22 protein-coding genes, 4 pseudogenes and 2 other annotated features are annotated in these 18,719 nt (G+C 58.6%); of the genes and pseudogenes, 12 read left to right on the forward strand and 14 right to left on the reverse strand.

Going from position 1 to position 18,719, the window contains the following annotated elements; genetic code table 11:
• Positions 1-27 precede the first annotated feature (27 nt).
• Entirely contained in the window at positions 28-441 is a 414-nt protein-coding gene (locus BN1241_RS05935; RefSeq protein ID WP_054952763.1) for a hypothetical protein, read from the forward strand.
• A 5-nt stretch (positions 442-446) separates the two neighbouring features.
• Entirely contained in the window at positions 447-983 is a 537-nt protein-coding gene (locus BN1241_RS05940) for a hypothetical protein (protein WP_054952764.1), read from the forward strand.
• A 106-nt stretch (positions 984-1,089) separates the two neighbouring features.
• Here BN1241_RS05940 and BN1241_RS05945 read toward each other — a convergent pair whose 3' ends face one another.
• Both BN1241_RS05945 and BN1241_RS05950 read right to left on the reverse strand, forming a co-directional pair.
• Positions 1,090-2,823, reverse strand: a complete 1,734-nt coding sequence (locus BN1241_RS05945; protein ID WP_222704407.1) for an alpha/beta hydrolase — start codon at positions 2,821-2,823, stop codon at positions 1,090-1,092.
• Positions 2,813-3,124 (reverse strand): hypothetical protein, encoded by a 312-nt coding sequence (locus tag BN1241_RS05950; RefSeq protein WP_054952766.1) that lies wholly within the window; start codon positions 3,122-3,124, stop codon positions 2,813-2,815. The genes BN1241_RS05945 and BN1241_RS05950 overlap by 11 nt, the downstream gene beginning before the upstream one ends.
• Positions 3,125-3,545: 421 nt before the next feature.
• Between BN1241_RS05950 and BN1241_RS05955 the strand changes: the two genes are divergently transcribed.
• Together BN1241_RS05955 and BN1241_RS05965 are read left to right on the forward strand one after the other, a co-directional pair.
• On the forward strand, positions 3,546-3,980 hold the full coding sequence (locus tag BN1241_RS05955; RefSeq protein WP_054952767.1) for a hypothetical protein: 435 nt from the start codon (positions 3,546-3,548) through the stop codon (positions 3,978-3,980).
• A 122-nt stretch (positions 3,981-4,102) separates the two neighbouring features.
• A protein-coding gene (locus BN1241_RS05965; RefSeq protein WP_390617980.1) for an IS3 family transposase occupies positions 4,103-5,292 on the forward strand; the annotation gives its coding sequence in 2 pieces (ribosomal slippage) (positions 4,103-4,355 and positions 4,355-5,292; 1,191 coding nt in all).
• 13 nt (positions 5,293-5,305) lie between these two features.
• Here BN1241_RS05965 and BN1241_RS12560 read toward each other — a convergent pair.
• The 4 genes from BN1241_RS12560 to BN1241_RS05980 form a co-directional block, all read right to left on the reverse strand.
• Positions 5,306-5,842: an IS3 family transposase gene (locus BN1241_RS12560; protein WP_082418234.1), complete on the reverse strand. Its 537-nt coding sequence runs from the start codon at positions 5,840-5,842 to the stop codon at positions 5,306-5,308.
• 9 nt (positions 5,843-5,851) lie between these two features.
• Positions 5,852-6,124 carry an IS3 family transposase gene (locus BN1241_RS12565; protein WP_147599291.1) on the reverse strand — a complete coding sequence of 91 codons (273 nt, stop codon included), beginning with the start codon at positions 6,122-6,124 and terminating at the stop codon, positions 5,852-5,854.
• 9 nt (positions 6,125-6,133) lie between these two features.
• Positions 6,134-6,250 (reverse strand) — a sequence feature (AL1L pseudoknot).
• Entirely contained in the window at positions 6,211-6,522 is a 312-nt protein-coding gene (locus BN1241_RS05975; RefSeq protein WP_054953820.1) for a transposase, read from the reverse strand. It overlaps the preceding feature by 40 nt.
• A gap of 62 nt (positions 6,523-6,584) precedes the next feature.
• On the reverse strand, positions 6,585-7,244 hold the full coding sequence (locus BN1241_RS05980) for a CPBP family intramembrane glutamic endopeptidase (RefSeq protein WP_222704408.1): 660 nt from the start codon (positions 7,242-7,244) through the stop codon (positions 6,585-6,587).
• A 108-nt stretch (positions 7,245-7,352) separates the two neighbouring features.
• Between BN1241_RS05980 and BN1241_RS05985 the strand changes: the two genes are divergently transcribed.
• Entirely contained in the window at positions 7,353-8,816 is a 1,464-nt protein-coding gene (locus BN1241_RS05985) for a tryptophan-rich sensory protein (protein ID WP_054952769.1), read from the forward strand.
• Between the two features lie 34 nt (positions 8,817-8,850).
• Here BN1241_RS05985 and BN1241_RS13425 read toward each other — a convergent pair whose 3' ends face one another.
• Complete coding sequence (locus BN1241_RS13425) at positions 8,851-8,973, reverse strand: hypothetical protein (protein WP_257963473.1); 123 nt, start codon at positions 8,971-8,973, stop codon at positions 8,851-8,853.
• Between BN1241_RS13425 and BN1241_RS05990 the strand changes: the two genes are divergently transcribed.
• Both BN1241_RS05990 and BN1241_RS06000 read left to right on the forward strand, forming a co-directional pair.
• On the forward strand, positions 8,966-9,220 hold the full coding sequence (locus BN1241_RS05990; RefSeq protein ID WP_230198276.1) for a DUF2637 domain-containing protein: 255 nt from the start codon (positions 8,966-8,968) through the stop codon (positions 9,218-9,220). The two genes, BN1241_RS13425 and BN1241_RS05990, sit on opposite strands and share 8 nt — an antisense overlap.
• A 40-nt stretch (positions 9,221-9,260) precedes the next feature.
• A pseudogene (locus BN1241_RS06000) lies at positions 9,261-10,430 on the forward strand (IS3 family transposase).
• Positions 10,431-10,469: 39 nt separating this feature from the next.
• Here the strand turns inward: BN1241_RS06000 and BN1241_RS13595 are convergent.
• The 4 genes and pseudogenes from BN1241_RS13595 to BN1241_RS12290 form a co-directional block, all read right to left on the reverse strand.
• Positions 10,470-10,949, reverse strand: a pseudogene (locus BN1241_RS13595) (IS3 family transposase); the annotation flags it as partial.
• A gap of 9 nt (positions 10,950-10,958) precedes the next feature.
• Positions 10,959-11,231, reverse strand: a complete 273-nt coding sequence (locus BN1241_RS12575; protein WP_147599291.1) for an IS3 family transposase — start codon at positions 11,229-11,231, stop codon at positions 10,959-10,961.
• Between the two features lie 9 nt (positions 11,232-11,240).
• Positions 11,241-11,357, reverse strand: a sequence feature (AL1L pseudoknot).
• Positions 11,256-11,395 (reverse strand): annotated as a pseudogene (locus tag BN1241_RS13665) (IS3 family transposase); the annotation flags it as partial. It overlaps the preceding feature by 102 nt.
• A gap of 61 nt (positions 11,396-11,456) precedes the next feature.
• Complete coding sequence (locus BN1241_RS12290; RefSeq protein WP_077138307.1) at positions 11,457-11,648, reverse strand: transposase; 192 nt, start codon at positions 11,646-11,648, stop codon at positions 11,457-11,459.
• Here BN1241_RS12290 and BN1241_RS12960 point away from each other — a divergent pair.
• On the forward strand, positions 11,632-11,961 hold the full coding sequence (locus BN1241_RS12960; RefSeq protein ID WP_054952771.1) for a hypothetical protein: 330 nt from the start codon (positions 11,632-11,634) through the stop codon (positions 11,959-11,961). The two genes, BN1241_RS12290 and BN1241_RS12960, sit on opposite strands and share 17 nt — an antisense overlap.
• 155 nt (positions 11,962-12,116) lie before the next feature.
• Here BN1241_RS12960 and BN1241_RS12810 read toward each other — a convergent pair whose 3' ends face one another.
• The 3 genes and pseudogenes from BN1241_RS12810 to BN1241_RS06020 form a co-directional block, all read right to left on the reverse strand.
• Complete coding sequence (locus BN1241_RS12810) at positions 12,117-12,266, reverse strand: hypothetical protein (RefSeq protein ID WP_154665178.1); 150 nt, start codon at positions 12,264-12,266, stop codon at positions 12,117-12,119.
• Positions 12,267-12,401: 135 nt separating this feature from the next.
• Positions 12,402-12,704: pseudogene (locus BN1241_RS12295) on the reverse strand (MFS transporter); the annotation flags it as partial.
• Between the two features lie 37 nt (positions 12,705-12,741).
• The gene (locus BN1241_RS06020) at positions 12,742-13,350 is read right to left on the reverse strand and encodes a hypothetical protein (protein WP_147599293.1); all 609 of its coding nucleotides are present in this window, start codon (positions 13,348-13,350) and stop codon (positions 12,742-12,744) included.
• A gap of 189 nt (positions 13,351-13,539) precedes the next feature.
• On the opposite strand from BN1241_RS06020, the gene BN1241_RS06025 reads away from it, so the two are divergent.
• The 4 genes from BN1241_RS06025 to BN1241_RS06040 all read left to right on the forward strand — a co-directional run bounded on the left by BN1241_RS06025 (position 13,540) and on the right by BN1241_RS06040 (position 18,719).
• Positions 13,540-14,124 carry a hypothetical protein gene (locus BN1241_RS06025; protein WP_147599295.1) on the forward strand — a complete coding sequence of 195 codons (585 nt, stop codon included), beginning with the start codon at positions 13,540-13,542 and terminating at the stop codon, positions 14,122-14,124.
• A 481-nt stretch (positions 14,125-14,605) separates the two neighbouring features.
• Complete coding sequence (locus tag BN1241_RS06030) at positions 14,606-15,334, forward strand: biotin--[acetyl-CoA-carboxylase] ligase (protein WP_054952775.1); 729 nt, start codon at positions 14,606-14,608, stop codon at positions 15,332-15,334.
• An 11-nt stretch (positions 15,335-15,345) separates the two neighbouring features.
• Positions 15,346-17,118, forward strand: coding sequence for an ATP-binding protein (locus tag BN1241_RS06035; protein ID WP_054952776.1), 1,773 nt, complete (start codon positions 15,346-15,348; stop codon positions 17,116-17,118).
• 35 nt (positions 17,119-17,153) lie between these two features.
• Positions 17,154-18,719, forward strand: a complete 1,566-nt coding sequence (locus tag BN1241_RS06040; protein ID WP_054953821.1) for an acyl-CoA carboxylase subunit beta — start codon at positions 17,154-17,156, stop codon at positions 18,717-18,719.

Here is an 18,719-nt window from a genome sequence, read left to right on the forward strand (position 1 = left end):
TACGCAGATGATATTTCTGAATCCTTCATGCAGCGCTACGGTAGTCACGCGGTTGTTGAGGCTGAGAACTGGGCCGACGGGCATGTCATTCAGTTGACGGACGACATGATCGAGGACTTCATGGGTAACGCCTCCATCTTCCGCGACATGGCACGTGATGAGGTCGCAGGCGGACCCAATTCGATTGAGGTCTTTAGCGAGGCCCTCAACGAGGCGATGACGTTGGATGTTGAGGAGACGATTCGCAATGGTGGGTCTTTGGATGACATTGCTCAAACCGCGGCTAGGCACGTCCCCCTCCTCCACACGAGCCTCATGGCGGAGACGATGACAGATGTGGAGATCCAGGAGGCCCGCGACATTCGCATGAGAGCTATCGAGACCGTGGCTGGCAAGGTTGGTGGCAGATTCACCGAGGTTCCCGGGGCGGGTTCGTCATAGACGAGATGATCAGCTACATCATTCCCGATGACTTTGGTGAGGGGATGACCAGCGAGATTCGCGCGCAACAGGAGGTCGTCCGACAGATGCTCCATGAGGAAATCTATGCCGCCACCTGGAACACGCGGGATGAGGGGACGTGGATCGAAGCGTTCGACACAAGCAACGTTGACATCATGGACCCGATTGAGCACTTTATCTACGCGGAAGAACACGGCGCCTTCCCCGGTCAGGAAGACTTCTACAAGAACATGATCGATGAGAATGGTGAGATGCTGCCCTGGGATGAGCTGGGTCCTGAACAGCAGCAAGCCTTTAACGACTACCTCGAGTACTACGGACTTGTGGGCGAAAGCCCGATCCTCACCTCGGGTGATGCTGGGGGTAGCCAGGAATGGAAGCCCTACGAATACCGGGAAGATGGTCAGGCGGATGCTCCGGTGAATAACCCTGCTGGAGCATCCGACGAAGAGTTCGACCCGATGGATGAGGTATTCGGCGATCCGTACCCGATCGAAGAGGAGCCAGAAGACAACGGCTAATTCCTATCCCTGAAGTGACGATGAACGCCCGCAGTCCAGTCGCTCTCGTTCACTTTCCGATGGGCCCTCCGGCTTCGGTAGCAATCGGCTTCGATCGCACTATTGCTTAAGGCGCTTCGCCGATCACAACATCGGAAAGGTGCTCCTGAGCCTGGGACTGGTCGTTTAGGTACTGGGTGTGAGCCAGCCCGGGATCTGCGGGTCCCGGATCGAGGGTGGTGAATCCGGGATCCTGTGACGGGTCGGTTCCAAGCCCACCAGCATCCTGAATCCCGGTCACCCACTGGATCGGATTATTGAGGTAGCGAATCAGTTCCTCATTGTCGTAGTTCATGACGTAGTTGTTGCCGGCATTCATATTCCAGCTGCCACCATCAACCCCCGGGGTACCAAAGGCAATGTAGTCATCAACGGTTCCCGGCCTCGCATCGGCCACACCATAGCTCGAGGTTGTCGAGCCGTAGGAGTGCCCGAGAACGGAAGTGTGAGGATCATTGGACCCCTCGGAGTCATACACCCGTGAGTCGTGAATGCCTTCAACGAAGTTCGTGAGATTTTGTCCGCCCTGCTCGGCACGTTCAGGGGTGATGACCGAAGCATCGACCGAGAAGATCGCGGGATCCTGATATTCGCCCTGAGGGAGGATGAGCGGGAAGTCTCCTGGCTTCACGTCGTCCATGGAATCCACCTGGACAATGGATTCCATGCCGCCGGGTGCGTCATAGCCGAGCCATGCGATGCTGGCTACGGTTTCATCCGACCCCATGGCATCAAGCTTGCCTTGGGCGATGGCGTTGAGATTATGCAGATCGGACGTGTAGGGACCGATACTGTCACGCACGTTTGTGGTCATACCCGGAACAAAGGTCGAGATGTGATCAGCCGTATCAATGTCGCCGACCGAGACCGCTGCATGCATGTGATAGTTGCCGTCTTCGCCCGTTGCTGGCTCGTACAGGAGGAGCTGCCGCACTTCCCCATCGGCAGACTCGAGGGAGTCTTGTAGCGCCTGCATCTCCGCCAGCTCATCTTCCAGCTCGGGCGTGCCATTACCTGCCGCGATCTGTTCCTCAGCCAAAGCGATGTCGCGATCGAGCAAGTGTCGGTTTGCTTGGTCTCGCGCCCATCCGTCCACACCATCCATGCCACCAATAAGTTCGGGATGGGATTTGATGTAGTCGAGTTGCTCCTCTTCGGTCAGGGAGTCCCACCACGCGGCAGTCTGTTCGGTCGACGGATTGTCGGGCAGTCCCGGGAAGGTGCCGCTTCCCGTTGCCATGTCACTTGTCACCAGGTCACCGCTGATATTGGCGAGTGCGTCGCAGTATGCCTGGTCGACTTTGTTTGCTCGGGAGAGGGCCGTGGAGACCGCGTCGGCGCAGTCTTGGAGGGCGGCCTGCCGGTCTGCGAGTTCGGCGGCATAGGCCGATGATTGCCCGGCCGCAATGTTTGCACCGAGCCTTTCCCACCACTGGTCAAGTTGCGGATCCGTCACCTCACTGCCGTCTTCAGAAATGACGAAGCCGTAATGGTCGGCGCGGGATTGGGCTTCGAGAACGAGCGTCTCCACTTCCCCCAACCCATCCTGGGCGGTACTTGTTGCGGTGAGCAGGTACTGGAAGTTGTCGTAAACCTTTTCGGCTCGCTCCAGGAGGGAGGAACGTGTTTGTTCAGCAGCGACGGCTCCTTCGCCTTGCCACGTGTCCATGCTAATCGCACTAATCTCGTCGACGACGTCGTTGGCGGTGAGTTTGCGGGAGATGACGGTGTCGATAAATCCGTCGAGCCTACTTCCCTTCCACCGTTTTACTTCCGACCAGGTTGGCATGTCAGTAGTCACCCAATTCTTCGGTCACGCCATCAAAGTCAAGGGATGCGGTGTGGTCAGTCGCGTTGTAGTCATCATCCGCCAACCTGACCGCATCCACGAAGCTCGTGAGTGAATCACCCAGTGACTGGCTGAGCGAATCCATGAACGTGCCTACCTCCGCAACGCTACTGACCGCGGTGGCGCCTGGCATGGCGGCGGCAACATCGCCCGTTTCCCCACCGATGTCGAGATCCGCGGCCAAACCTGCCGCTTCTTCCGCTATTCCTGCTACCTGTTTGAGCTCTGCCGAACTGACTACAACTTCGATCATCAATCATCCTTCGGTTCTAGTCACGTGCCTGTTAGGTGAGTGCACTAGCTAACAATGCACTCCCCATCCTAGGGAAAACTGGACATACCGCCACCCGAAAGCCCCGTCATCCCACCGTGTCGACCGGCAATACCCTCACGGCCAACGCACTTCTTTTAACCCATGACGGTGCACGTTTACCCGCAACACTCCAGGTCACGGGCCCGACCTGCACGGACAACCTCATCCTGGGATCAGCGCCACTCCACGCAATATGCTGAACCTAGGATTTCCTTCCCATGCTTGTCCCAGCATCCCTGTCCCAACCCCGCCATCCTTACCTTGCCCTCACTCGCACCTGCTCAGCTAGGTATCGACCTTCTCGCCTTTCCCTTCCGCCCGCGATGAGTCGTGGCGGGCTCTGCCCCATCAGGAGGACACCATGAAAACCACATCATTCTTGTCCCTCCTGGGACTTGTTTTCTTCTTTTTCGCACCCGCACCTACCGCGAGCGCGGCCGATGCTCGGGATTTTGATCCGGGCTACATCATTTCCGATGCGGAGTTCTACGACTCTGATTCCATGACCGCAGGCCAGGTGCAGGCGTTCTTGGAGGACATCAATCCTAATTGCGTTCCCGGACCGGATGGCACTCCGTGCCTGCAGGACTACCTTGAGAACACAGCCAATACCCCGGCGCGTTCGGGATGCACGACGCACGCGAGGAGGAATGGTGAGCTCGCCTCCAAGGTCATCGCCGACGTCGCGAGAGAGTGCGGGATCAACCCCAAAGTCTTTGTCGTCCTTCTACAAAAGGAACAGGGCCTCGTCACTGCCTCCGGGAACCTCCTTAATGTCAAGCTCCGGGTTTGGTAGAGGCTGTTATTGTTGGTTTTCTATGCTGCCGCGGGTTGTGGCGTGGCCTGGTTGATCCATGCTGAATGGACTGGGGTGTACTAAAGATGTTGGACAGTCATTGATCAGGGAGAATCAAAGGTATGGGTTCAACATCGAGGCGTAAGTTTAGTGCGCAGTTCAAAGCTGAGGCTGTGCAACTGGTGATCCAGTCCGAGCGACCGATTGTGGAGGTTGCCGGTGAGCTCGGGATCAATGCAGGCACGTTGGGGAACTGGGTGAAGAAGTATCGGGAAGATAATCCAGAGCCGGCCAAGAAGATGACCCCGGCCGACTACGGACGGCTGGCGGAGTTGGAAGAGGCGAATCGGCGGCTGCGGATGGAAAATGAGTTCCTAAAAAAAGCCGCGGCCTTCTTCGCCCGGGAGCAGGGGTAGCCGAGAAGGCTGCCCTGATCGAAGCGGAGAAGGACAACTATCCGATCGCGTGGATGTGCACGCAACTTGGTCTGGCGCGCTCGAGTTTCTATGCCTGGCGTACCCAGGTGAATCAGGTCAGCGCCTCGGCTGCCCGTAGGGAGGTGCTGAAGGTCCTGATCCAGGAAATTTACCACGAGCACCGCAAAACGTACGGGTGCCGGCGCATCACCGCTGAACTCAACGACCGCGGCTACCCTGCGTCGGTGGGGTTGGTGGCCAAGCTCATGCGCGAGCTCGGGTTAGCGGGGATTCAACCACGTGCTTATCGGCGCACCACTATCGTCGGTGAGGAGCCGGTGGTGATTCCGGATCTGCTGGAGGGAAATTTCGATCCTGCTGCCCACGCCCCCGGGCACGCGTTGGTTGGTGATATTACCTACCTGCGCACCGGGGAAGGGTGGCTGTACCTGGCCACCGTGATTGATCTATCCACCCGGATGGTGGTGGGCTGGCAGATGGCTTCCCACATGCGCACCTCGCTGGTGATCGACGCGTTGGGGATGGCCATCGACCACGGACGCATCGCGCCGAATTCTGTGTTCCATGCGGACAAAGGAAGTCAGTACACCTCGAGCGAATTTCAGAAATATTGCGAGAAGGTCAAGGTTCGCCCCTCGGTAGGCCGGACTGGGGTGTGCTGGGACAATGCGGTTGCGGAAAGTTTCTTTGCCTCGTTGAAGAACGAGATGTACTACCACCAGGTGTTCACCACCCGGGCCCGTGCCAGGTTCGCGGTCATGGACTATATCGAGGTTTTCTACAACCGCCAGCGTCGGCACTCCGCTCTCGGCTACCGCACCCCGGTCCAGACCTGGCAAGACCACGAGAAAGACCTCGCTACCACGGCAGCGTGAAAGAAGAAAAACACTAACGACTGTTCAAGATTCTTGACACAGCCCAGACCTCGTTAGGTGGTCGGTAGTCGATTGCCGAATGTAGCCGCCTTTGGTTGTACCAGGCCACCCATTGAGAGGTTTCTGCTATCACCTGGATCAAACCTGACCAGACGTGACGGTCTATTAGTTCGGCTTTATAAACTGAGTTCAGAGCCTCGGCCATGGCGTTATCGTATGAGTCTCCGCGTGATCCGACCGACGCGATGATCTGTGATTCTGCGAGGGTTTGGCCATAGCGAATTGACCGAAATTGAACGCCGCGATCGCTGTGGTGGACAAGGCCCGAGACGTCTTCGCCAGCCCGATACTTTGCCGCCAAAGCCATCGTCAGAGCATCCCTGGCCAGGGACTCGCGCAGATGGTTCGTCACCTGCCAACCAACGATCTGGCGGTTGAACACATCGAGAATGAACGTCGTGTATACCCACCCAGCCCGCGTAGGCACATAGGTGATGTCGGCCACCCACAAGCGGTTTGGAGCCGGTGCCTTGAACTCGCGTTCGACCAGGTCATCCGGTCATTGTTCAGCTCTGGCGGAGGCTGTCTTGGGGCGCTTGCGCTTGCGCCGGAGCCCGTCGATGCCTAACTGGCGCATCAACCGCTCCACCGTGCATCGGGCCACAGGACCGAACTGGTCGGCGTGCTCGCGGTTGATCGCCCGCCACATCTTGCGTACCCCGTAGCAGGAGTAGTTAGCCTCATAAACGTCCCGGATACAGGCCATGAGCGCCTGGTCCCGACGGGCCCGGGCCGATGGCTGACGCTTCTTGTAAGCGTCATACGAGCTCACAGCAATCCGTGTAGCAGTCCCTTTCAGGGCACGCACGATTGGCTCGACTCCAAACTCGTGTTTGTTCTCATCAATGAAGGTGACGATCACTTTGATGGGCGGTCGAGCTCCGCCGCGAAGAAAGCCGAAGCCCGGCGCAGGATCTCATTGGCCCTCTTAGCTTCGGCCAACTCGGCCCGAAGCCTGCGGTTCTCTGTCTCAAAATCGATCGATTCTGCTAGCGTGCTACGACCCGAGGCTTTGTACTTACGCACCCACACCCGCAAGGTCTCTTTGTTGACACCAAGCTCAGCTGCCACACGACCGATCGCGCCGGTGGCGGTTGCAGGATCGGCCTGGGCATGAACAACTAGTTCAACCGCACGAGCCCTAAACTCGTCGGTGTACTTTACTGGCAAGAGAGAATCTCCTTCTTCCAATCTCCCTACCTCCATTACCCCCGGAGCGATACAATTATTTTTCAGTGGATGATTACCGGCAGCAGAAACGCCATGCCTACGCCCCAGGTGAGGTGCATTACAGTTGCCGAGATTAGTCTGTTCGACCTCTTTACTTCCATAGTCGCGACTCCTCCGATGAGGAGGGCGGCGACGAAAAGAAGGGGGACTCCCATCGTCGCGGTGACTGCAATGTAGAGAGCTATTTGAGAGATGATCGCCATCGAAGGTTTCAAACTTCGGTCAAATTCGCTCTGGGCGACGCCCCTGAAAAACATTTCCTCACCGATGCCGTTGACGACCAACGTGACGAGTGTCAGCCACACCGTGCTGGTTGCCATGTTCGCGAGCAGCTCAGCGACGGGGACTGCCAAAGTCGGGACGAAACGGACTCCCATCGCGCCAACGATGAACACGGCGACGAGACCGAGCCCCAGCGCCATGCCTCTAGCCGATTCCCGCAGGTAGTTGCCGGTAAACGCATCGCGTTGCCCCGCCAGTAGCCATGAGACGAGCCATACTGCTGCCGTGAAAAACGTCGCCGCATAGAAACCGACCGACCCGGCTCCCGAAATGGCCGAGACGAATAAGCCGATTGCCCCCAGCGCAGCAGGAAGAAGGACCCTGAGGGCAATCCGGCCCATCGCTGGTGCAATGAGAGTGTTGGGGACTGAAGATGGCATAAGACCAGTCTGGCACGAGGAGCACACCTGTGGCCGAAATTGGCAAGGGTATGTACGCTGGGGCCACATAGCGTATTTGGCAATCGCCAACGAGAGGACAAGTCCGTCATGGACACAGACAACACCACATCCACCCCACGTCTGGCCCTGGTCACCGGAGCTACCGGTTACGTCGGTGGGAACGTCACCCGTGAGCTAATTGATAGGGGGTGGGCCGTGCGCACCTTGTCTCGTAGCCGTGACAAGGCCCTGTCCATGGAGTGGGGTGACCATATCGTTGACGAGGGGGACACCGCTGGTGCCGGCCAGGTTGAGGTCTTTGAAGGTGACGCATCGCGGCCCGAGGACCTCGATCAGGCCCTAAGGGACATCGATGTGGCCTGGTATCTGGTGCATTCCATGTCCAGCGATGACGATTTCAAAGACACAGAGATCGCCATGGCTAGGGATTTCGCCGAGGCCGCAGAGAAGCACGAGGTGGGACGAATTGTCTACCTGGGCGGCCTGCACCCCGACGGTGAGGAACTATCCGAGCACTTGGATTCCCGGGTGAAAGTTGGCGAGGTATTCCTCGACTCTGACGTTCCCACGGCTGCGCTCCAGGCGGGTGTAGTGCTCGGTGCGGGGTCGATATCTTTCAACATGCTCAGGCATCTTTCCGAGCGCCTCCCGGGTGCCATCGGTCCTAAGTGGATTCAGAACAAAATCACGCCTATTTCCGTCCGAGACGTGGTCTTCTACCTCGCCGGTGCCGCAGACTTGCCCGAGGAGGTCAACCGCACCTTCGACGTCGGAGGCCCGGATACTCACAGGTATGCGGACATGATGAAGGAATACGCGGCTACGCTCCGACTTGGCCCTAGGGTGATTTTCTCTGCTCCCGTGACAACACCCGAGCTCGCTGCGCACTGGATCTCTCTGGTCACACCCGTTGGCGCTCAGATTGCGAAGCCTCTTATTGGGAGTTTGATGCATGACACGGTGGTCAAGGAGCGCGACCTGGAGTCCTACATCGGCACTCCGGAGGGCGGTAATCAGTCCTTTGAAGAAGCCGTCCTGGCTGCTACGGAGCATGTAGATACGCGTCGCTGGCTGCGTACTTTCGCAACGGTGGGAGCTGCGGTTACCGCATGCGCGACCGTGGGCAGCGTCCTTACCGATCCGAATAACAAGGAATATCACCGTTTGAACCTGCCGTCGTGGCAGCCCCCGGCGGGGATTTTCCCGGTCGTCTGGACTGCGTTGTACGCCGATATTGCCGTGGTGAACTCGTTAGTCCTGTCCGACAACCTGGAATCCGACGATAAAAACGATAAGAATGCCCAGCGCCGCAACAGCGTGGCACTGGGAATCAACCTTCTGCTAAATGCCGGCTGGCCCGGGGTGTTCTTCCGATCGAAGAAGAAGGGGCTGGCCACAGTGTGGTCTGGCGCCCTGGCCCTAAGCTCCGCTGACTTGGTACGCCGAGCATGGAAATCCGCCCCGCAGCGCGGAGCCGTTCTGGCTCCCTATGCCGCATGGACTTCCTTCGCCACGGTTCTCAGCGGAGCAATTCGCAGGCGAAATAGGTAGGGGCCGGCCACTCAGGTTCTTGACCTAAGAGGACCTATCGGGGCAGGTCGATGCCTTCCCGGTAGAGTTTCCAGAACTCCTCTGCCTGAGAGCCCCAGGCAACGTTGACTCCGTCGGGTGCCATGCGGGTGGGCAGGGTTGCGGGGACGGTGTTCATCGCGATCGGGGCATTCTGGCTGTCCTTCACCTCTCTGGCTGATCTCGCGGCCCGTTCGGGCATCGGGGCAGGTCAGGCGTGGGCGTGGCCGTTGATCGTCGACGACATCATCGTGGTCGCCACGGTCGCCGTCGTCGCCCTCGCGGGCCAGAAGGCTGCCTGGTATCCCTGGGCCCTGTTGATCGGCGGTGTGTCAAGCTCCGGGTTTGGTAGAGGGGGAGTGCTGAGGGTTTGGTTGTCACTTTGATTGCATGACTTTCTATTGTCGTGCTGGAAGGATGACAACTATGCCGAAAATGTATTCCGAGGAATTTAAACGTGACGCTGTCGCGCTGGTGAATTCAGGGATGACTCAACGCCAGGTCTGTACCGATCTGGGGATCTCACGGTCCTCACTGCAGAACTGGGTCAATCACGACCGTCTCCACTCCCGCGGCCTGACCGTGCCTGCCGATGCCAGTGAACGCAAGGAGAACGCGGCCGTGCTGAAACGTATCCGTGAGCTCGAAATGGAAAACGAAGTCCTACGCAGGGCTGCCGCCTATCTCTCCCAGGCACACATCACGCCCCCAAAATGATCTACCCGCTCGTCCGTGAGCTTGCTGCAACGAGTGCCCCTGTTCGGGTGCCGGTCGCAGTGACGTGCCGGGTCCTTGGGGTTTTCCACCCAGGCGTACTATAAATGGAAAAAGAAGCCACTCTCAGCCCGGCAAGAAGAACAGCACCTGACCAGCATCTTAAAAGTCCTTCATAAGAAGGATCCCGAGGGTGGCTACCGAGTCCTTGCCGATGACCTCGCCGGCCTGGGCTATAGCGTCTCTGAACGACGAGTATGGCGCCTGTGCTACGTGGCGGGGATCAGGTCAACGATCACGACCCGCAAACGCAAACACACTGTCCCGGGACCGCCAGCTCATGATGATCTCGTGCGCCGCCAGTTCCGCACCGATCACCCCAATCGGCTGTGGCTGGGCGATATCACCGAACATCCCACCCGCGAAGGGACACTGTATTTGTGTGCGTTCAAGGACATGTTCAGCAACGAGATCGTCGGCTACAGCATGGACTCCACTATGACAGCTGACCTGGCGGTGAATGCCCTAAAGATGTCGCTCTCCCATCGGGGACATCCCGAAGGGGTGGTGGTCCATATTGATCGGGGATCGCAATTCCGGTCAAAGAAATTCCTGAAAACACTGGACGAGCACAGGCTGTGTGGGTCGATGGGGCAAGTCGGTGCTGCTGGCGATAATGCAGCTATGGAATCGTTCTTCGCCTTGTTGCAGAAGAATGTTCTTGACCGCAAGATCTGGACCACGCGTGAGGAGCTGCGCCTGGCGATTGTGTCCTGGATCGAAGGGATCTATCACCGCAAGCGTCGTCAGCGGGCGCTGGGCAAGCTGACACCGATCGAATTCATGACCATAATGGAACCCGTCGCCACCCTGGCGGCATGAAACACCACCGTCAACCAACCCTTCACCAGTCCCGTAGTCGATTGCCGAATGTAGCCGCCTTTGGTTGTACCAGGCCACCCATTGAGAGGTTTCTGCTATCACCTGGATCAAACCTGACCAGACGTGACGGTCTATTAGTTCGGCTTTATAAACTGAGTTCAGAGCCTCGGCCATGGCGTTATCGTATGAGTCTCCGCGTGATCCGACCGACGCGATGATCTGTGATTCTGCGAGGGTTTGGCCATAGCGAATTGACCGAAATTGAACGCCGCGATCGCTGTGGTGGACAAGGCCCGAGACGTCTTCGCCAGCCCGATACTTTGCCGCCAAAGCCATCGTCAGAGCATCCCTGGCCAGGGACTCGCGCAGATGGTTCGTCACCTGCCAACCAACGATCTGGCGGTTGAACACATCGAGAATGAACGTCGTGTATACCCACCCAGCCCGCGTAGGCACATAGGTGATGTCGGCCACCCACAAGCGGTTTGGAGCCGGTGCCTTGAACTCGCGTTCGACCAGGTCATCCGGTCATTGTTCAGCTCTGGCGGAGGCTGTCTTGGGGCGCTTGCGCTTGCGCCGGAGCCCGTCGATGCCTAACTGGCGCATCAACCGCTCCACCGTGCATCGGGCCACAGGACCGAACTGGTCGGCGTGCTCGCGGTTGATCGCCCGCCACATCTTGCGTACCCCGTAGCAGGAGTAGTTAGCCTCATAAACGTCCCGGATACAGGCCATGAGCGCCTGGTCCCGACGGGCCCGGGCCGATGGCTGACGCTTCTTGTAAGCGTCATACGAGCTCACAGCAATCCGTGTAGCAGTCCCTTTCAGGGCACGCACGATTGGCTCGACTCCAAACTCGTGTTTGTTCTCATCAATGAAGGTGACGATCACTTTGATGGGCGGTCGAGCTCCGCCGCGAAGAAAGCCGAAGCCCGGCGCAGGATCTCATTGGCCCTCTTAGCTTCGGCCAACTCGGCCCGAAGCCTGCGGTTCTCTGTCTCAAAATCGATCGATTCTGCTGGCGTGCTACGACCCGAGTGGCGTGCTACGACCCGAGGCTTTGTACTTACGCACCCACACCCGCAAGGTCTCTTTGTTGACACCAAGCTCAGCTGCCACACGACCGATCGCGCCGGTGGCGGTTGCAGGATCGGCCTGGGCATGAACAACTAGTTCAACTGCACGAGCCCTAAACTCGTCGGTGTACTTTACTGGCAAGAGAGAATCTCCTTCTTCCAATCTCCCTACCTCCATTATCCCCGGAGCGATACAGACCAATGTCTTCCGGGGCGGCAATGCCGAGCACCAGTACAACTACGGTCGCGCCACCGACAGCCTTGTTGTTGGCGACTGGAATGGGGATGGGAACGACACCCTCGGGGTGTGCCGCGGCAACACCTACCACCTGAAGAACACGACAACAGGTGGATGGGCAGACATCGTCATGACCTACGGCAAGTCCACCGACCAGGTCGTTATCGGAGACTGGGACAATAACGGCACGGATACGCTCGGGGTCTATCGTCCCTAGTCCCCTACCCAGCAGCTAGTCCCCTACACGAGAACCTAAACGAAAGAATGAGATGTGCGGATGCTCGCAGGAGAAGCATCCGCACATCTTCTTTGTAAACCCACCATCACTTCTGCAAGACTCCGACTCGGATCCACACGCGGATCAAGCTCTCATTACCTGAGGTAACCCCTGATCATCAGGAACGTGACGCACGCGAAGATCGTTGTCACGACGTTGACAAGGAAGAAGGATTTGCCTGCCTTTTTCATGTCCTGCAACTGCTTCTTTCGCTGCAGATTATTCGCTTCAACAGTACGTTTCACGTCAGTTCGCGTGAGCTTGCCGGCGCGGGACTCTGATTCGAATAACCCGTCTGGTTGCCCTGGTATCGCTGTTCGGGCTGAGCCGGTTGATTGGTTGTACTGAACTGAGCCTTGACACTGAGACGGTCAGTAGGCGACCAGCCTCCTCGTCCCAACAATCGGGGGCAGCACCATGTAGACGAGGCGGAGCAAACCACCCGACAGGCCCGACAAAGCCGTCAACCAATACAGCTGCAATGTTGAAAGGTCGAAACCGATCGAGTTCAACGGTGGCGCAATGGCCGACACAAGCAACCAGACCGCGAACCCGATGATCATCGAATACGTGGTGATCCACAGCGTCAGCCACGCCTGCTTGGAACTCCAATACTCAGGATTTTCCTTTAAATTCGACGGATTGGGAGTAGCGAAATGACGACGCGACTCGGAACTCGGAATGCGATCGATCGGGCTCTTGGATTACCGACCCCTTGGCCTACCTGTTGCCCGGGTATCCGATCGCCTCGAGGTACCACGCGGGGGCAAGCTCAAAGAATGCCTGCACAGCACCTTCAATACCGACCTGCCCCTCCTGCTCGATCCAAGCGCGGATAACACCGACCTCACCATGAGCAAAGTGGGCGGACAGCATCCGAATGCGCTCATCCTCCGGCAGGCGCCTCACCGCCTCCGGGAAGTTAATCTCGTTCCCACGAAGCCGAATGAAGTCTTCGATCCCCTCCTGAACGAAGCGGAGCAACTCCCCGGCAAGCACTGACGGGTTTTGACTGAATGACTGGCGATAAATATCGGCGGACTCCCACACGTCCGCCATGACCAGCGACAGCTGGGTGACATAGAGGGAGTAACTATCAACTCCCGGGACGGACATGATCCGCGCATAATCTTCGCGGCGCTTCTCGTGGATTTTGCGCTGCTCACCGACAATCACTTCGGCGGGTGAGTTCGCGATCCGATAGAAGGTTGCTCGCGAGATTCCCGCCTCTTCGCACACCTTGTTGACACGAATAGTCTCAACTGGCTGTTCCGCAGCTATCCTCATCAAAGTCGCGACTAAAGAATCGTACGCAGTCGGTTGGGCCATTCCCCCATCCTATCCGCACGAACACACCAAGACGGACCACCACCCCAACCATTGATCCAAGCCTTCCCGCACCCCGAGTCCCAACCCAACGGGTACAGCAATCCAGACCAGCGATTGAAACACGGACGAGTGACAACAAGACTGTGACCCACGGCAAGACGAGGGAAGTTTGGAAGGATAATCATGACGATGAAGACGTGGACGGCCACAGCCTCAGCCTTGGTACTGAGCCTGCTTTCACTGACAGCCTGCGGTTCGGACAAGGAGACTGGCGGTGCCGGCCCGAGCAACACCGACCAGACTGCACCCAAGTCAGAAGGCGAGGGTGACGGTGGCAGTAGCGGTGGCGACGACAGCAATGGTGACGGTGAAACCGATGGGGAAACGATCCCACTTGAAGAAGGTGGCGATCCCACCGGAGCTTTTACGACGGACGAGCCGTACGAAGTGCACATCACCGCATACCCGGCCCCTACACAACCACCGAGGGGCTACGACGGGGAGCGGTGGCTCGAGGACACAACAACCTTCGATGACAAGAATGGTCAGTTTAGGGACTTCAGTGAGGAGGAAATGGATGACGTTGACGAGGTCGTGGAGCTCATCATGACCAACAGTAATGACCCCGGACCCGCATGCACCGGAGTCGAAACCTTTACGATCATCATTTCCCAAGACGACAACCTATACCACGAGGAGACAGTGGGATCCTGCCAGGATGGCGGTCAGTTCGAGATGGTCTCGGGTCTCTACGTGATGTTCGGCTCCCACTAATCCGCTCAACCAATCTCGAAACGCATTCCAAAATCGTCACTCAGCGCGAGATTCAACGCGCCACCACGAACAGCCTTGAGCTCCCTGGAAAGAGTCGCTGACTCGGCGTGTCGTTTCGGTACCCCCTGACGGCCCGCCCTCGACCATCGATCACCCACGCTCCTGACCTAGGAGAGAATGCCTAAAGACTGGCGCCAAGCCCTTTGCATCGAGGCTATTACCCTCGTTTTCTAGTGCTTTGCGGCACTTTTCTAGGGAACATGTTGCCATTCGCACACGCCGAATCTACTCCATGGTAGGTTTGTAAAAACGGCTTGATTAAGCCATTAACTCCGCTTCTTCGGACAATTTTTTGTGAGAGATAGGCCACGTTACCGCCCAGTAGGTTACGATTAGGTAGGTTTACCTGGCCGATCTGGTTAAACTCCTAATTCATAACCGTCCGGTGGTCGAAAATCGATCACTTTTGCCGAGGAGTTGGATGCTGAGGACCGTGGAGTCGATCGACTCGACCAATGCTGAACTGGCCCGCCAGTGGCGGGCAAGTGACGCTCGAGACGGCGATGCCCTGCGCGCACTGCACCAGACCGCTGGTCGTGGGCGCCTTGGTCGTTCCTTCGTGGAGGAACCCTCCCAGGCTCTGCTCCTTTCGGTACTCCGCGTTCTTCCCCTCGCCGATCTTGAGGATCGTGCCGGCTGGCTCACGCTTGGGACCGGACTTGCCATGGTTGCGGCACTGCGCCCCGTGGCTGGGGATCGTCTTGCTCTCAAGTGGCCCAACGATGTCCTGCTTGATGAGCGAAAGCTTGGTGGTGTCCTGGGCGAGTTGCTCGACCCTGAAGAAGACAAGATTCCCGTGATTTTGGGATGCGGGATCAACACGGCGGCAACGGTTGAGCCCTCCCCCGGCGCGATCTCCCTGGCGATGGCGGGCCTCGAATCGGATCCCGCCACTGTTTCGGCCCTCATTGACCGTTACATGACAGAACTTCACGTGCGAGTTGAGCACGTGGTGACGAACAGAATTGGGAAGCTCCACGAGGAGCTCACCTCCGTGTGTATCACCCCGGGGCGTCAGGTGCTGGTCACGACAGTGACCGGTGAACAGACCCGGGGTCGTGCCGTGGAGATCGACATGCAGGGGGCTCTCCTGGTCGATACCGATAACGGACTCGTTCGAGTCACTGGCTCCGACGCTGACCTGATCTAAGAAGGAAATCAATGCTCACGACAATACTTGTCGCTAATCGTGGTGAAATCGCGGCGCGCATTATTCGCACAGTCCATGACATGGGTTTGCGAGCAATCGCGGTGTACGCGGACCAGGATATCGACTCCCCGGCGGTGGCCCTGGCCGATGAAGCGTACGCTCTGGGTGGCAGCACCATTCACGACACGTACCTGAACGGTGACCGGATCATCGAGATCGCGAAGCAGTCGGGTGCTGACGCTATTCACCCCGGTTACGGCTTCCTGTCCGAGGTTCCGGCGTTCGCGGAAGCTGTCGAGCATGCCGGGATCGCCTGGATTGGTCCCAAGGGTTCGACGATCCTTCAGCTCGGTGACAAGATCGGTGCCCGCCGCACCGCTCTCGAGGCCGGGGTTTCGCCCGTCCCGGGCACAAACGATCCCGTGAGCTCCGTATCCGAAGTGCGTGACTTTGCTGAAAAGTATGGGTTCCCCGTTGTGGCGAAGCGAAGTGATGGTGGTGGCGGCCGCGGCATCGTCGTTCTTCGCTCCGCTGCTGACATTGACGAGTTTGAAGCCCGCCACGGCGGCAAGGGTGGCGACCTGGGCGCCTACTTCCTGGAGAAGTTCATCGAGTCCGCGCGCCACGTTGAGACCCAGTGCATGGCTGACGCGCACGGCAACTTCGCCGTTGTGTCCACCCGTGACTGTTCGGTGCAGCGCCGCAACCAGAAGCTCATTGAGGAAGCTCCCTCCCCGTTTATGCCCCACGGCGCCGAGGAGACCATGGTGGAATGGTCGAAGGCACTGTTCACCCACACGGACTACGTGGGTCTGGGTACCTGCGAGTTCCTTCTCGACTCCGATGGTTCCGTCTACTTCCTCGAAGTGAACCCGAGGCTCCAGGTTGAGCACACCGTGTCCGAGGAAGTGACCGGCATGGATCTCGTTGCAGAGCAGCTGCGGATCGCATCCGGCCTCGAACTGTCCGAGGTACCCGAGATTCGCGGACACTCGATCGAGCTCCGCATCACCTCCGAGGATCCGGGTGCTGACCTGGTTCCGACCGCGGGAACGATCACGGGACTGGAGTGGCCGGCCGGCCACGGTATCCGTATCGAAACCGGTGTGCGCGTGGGCGATTACGTGTCCCCCGACTTTGACTCGATGATCGCGAAGCTCATCGTGACCGGCCCGGACCGCGACACGGCGATTGCCCGTTCCGTGCGTGCGCTCAAGGAGCTCCGCATCGAAGGCATTGCTACCCCGAAGGACATGCTGGCCGATGTTCTCCAGCACGATGACTTCGCCCCGGACTTCCGGGTGGGGACACGGTGGATGGAAACCGCTTACCTGCCGAACGTGGATCTGCCCGCACCGTTCACCGGTGGGAGCCCGGAGGCTTCCAGCGAGCGTCGTTCCTTTGTGGCGGAGATTGATGGCAGGCGCCACCGGGTGACCCTGCCGGCAGAGTTCTTTGCCGCGACTTCCAGTGTTGATACTGGCCTGGTCCGCCCCCAGCAGCCCCGCCGCACGAGCGGCCGCCAGGTCGTTGCTCAGTCCGGTGAGGCCGCGATCATGGCCGATGGTGTCATGTCGGCACCGATCCAGTCGATCGTTGTAAGGATCGCGGTTGAAGTTGGTCAGGCGGTCGTCAAGGGTGACGTTCTGCTTGTTCTGGAGTCGATGAAGATGGAGAAGTACGTGCACGCTCCTTCCTCCGGCACCATCTCAGAGATTTACGTGGCGCAGGCACAGAACATTCCCGCGCACACGCCGCTACTGAAATTGGAGGAGGAGAAGTGAGCATTTCAACGTTGCGTGGAATCGTTTCGCGGGTGATGCCGACGAGGAAGCCCCACGCTACCCCCGTCACGGCTACCCGCGTTGACTACGCAAAGATCGCCGCGACCGCGGAGGAGAAAGCGGCCGCTTTCCAGCACCCGAAGGGTAAGAACACGGCCCGCGAGCGCCTCAACATGCTGCTCGATGCCGATTCTTTTGTGGAGATTGGTCAGTTCGCTGGCGGTAATCCCGCAACCGGTTTCCTTGGCGCTGCCGTGGTGACCGGGTTTGGTGAGATCGCGGGCCGTCAGGTCGCCGTCTATGCCCAGGATTTCTCGGTCCGGGGCGGCACGCTGGGTCGTGCGGAGGGTCAGAAGATTCTGGCTCTCATGGACAAGGCGCTCGCCATGAAGATCCCGATCATTTCCATGCTGGATTCGGGCGGTGCCCGCATCCAGGAAGGCGTGATCGCACTGTCCCAGTACGGTCGGATCTTTAAGAAGACCTGCGAGGCCTCCGGTCTTATCCCCCAGATCTCCATGATTCTCGGCCCCTCGGCCGGCGGCGCCGTGTACGCCCCTGCGCTGACGGACTTCATCATCATGACGAAGGAAAACTCTCACATGTTCGTGACGGGACCCGAAGTGGTCAAGGCCGTCACGGGTGAGAACGTGTCGATGAACGAGCTGGGTGGGGGCGAGCTGCACAACTTCCAGTCCGGTGTTGCACACTACTTGGCTGATGACGAGGTGGACGCGATCGACTACGTGCGTTCGCTCCTGTCCTACCTACCCTCGAACTGCGACGAGCTACCCCCGAGCTACACGTACACTCCGTCCGTTGAGGACGAGAAGGCGGCTGCCGAGGTGCAGGCGCTCGTCCCCGAAGACTCCCGCAAGCCCTATGACGTTGTTGAGGTCATCGAGCACCTTGTCGACTACGGTGAGTTCCTCGAAATCTCGCAGGGCTTCGCTACTTCCATCGTCATTGGTTTTGCCTGCATCAACGGTTCCGCCGTTGGCATCGTGGCAGACCAGCCGAACCACAACGCTGGCACGCTCGACGTGGATGCGTCCGAGAAGGCCGCGCGTTTCGTGCGCTGCTGTGACGCCTACGGAATCCCGATTGTCACGCTCGTGGACGTGCCCGGATATCGCCCGGGTACCGAACAGGAGCAGGCCGGCATTATTCGCCGTGGAGCCAAGCTCATCTACGCCTACGCGAACGCCACCACCCCGATGGTGACCATTATTCTCCGCAAGGCCTACGGCGGCGCCTACATCGTCATGGGTTCGAAGTCGATCGGTGCAGACTTCGCTTTCGCGTGGCCCGATGCCGAGATCGCCGTCATGGGTGCCGAGGGTGCGGTCAATATTCTGCACCGCCGCGAAATCAAGGCAGCCGGCCCCAACGAGAAGGACATGAACCAGGCCCGTCAGCGCCTTGCTGACGAATATCAGGCCAATGTCATCAACCCAGCACTGTCGGTCGAGGAGGGGGAGTTGGACGGAATTATTGACCCCGTTCTCACTCGCCAAACCATCGCCGAGTCTCTTGAAATCTTGCGGACGAAAGATCGTTCGCACCCAGGTCCCAAACGCCACTCCAACGGCCCGCTATAA

It is taken from the genome of Flaviflexus massiliensis, assembly GCF_001375495.1.
In the GTDB taxonomy this organism is placed as follows: domain Bacteria; phylum Actinomycetota; class Actinomycetes; order Actinomycetales; family Actinomycetaceae; genus Flaviflexus; species Flaviflexus massiliensis.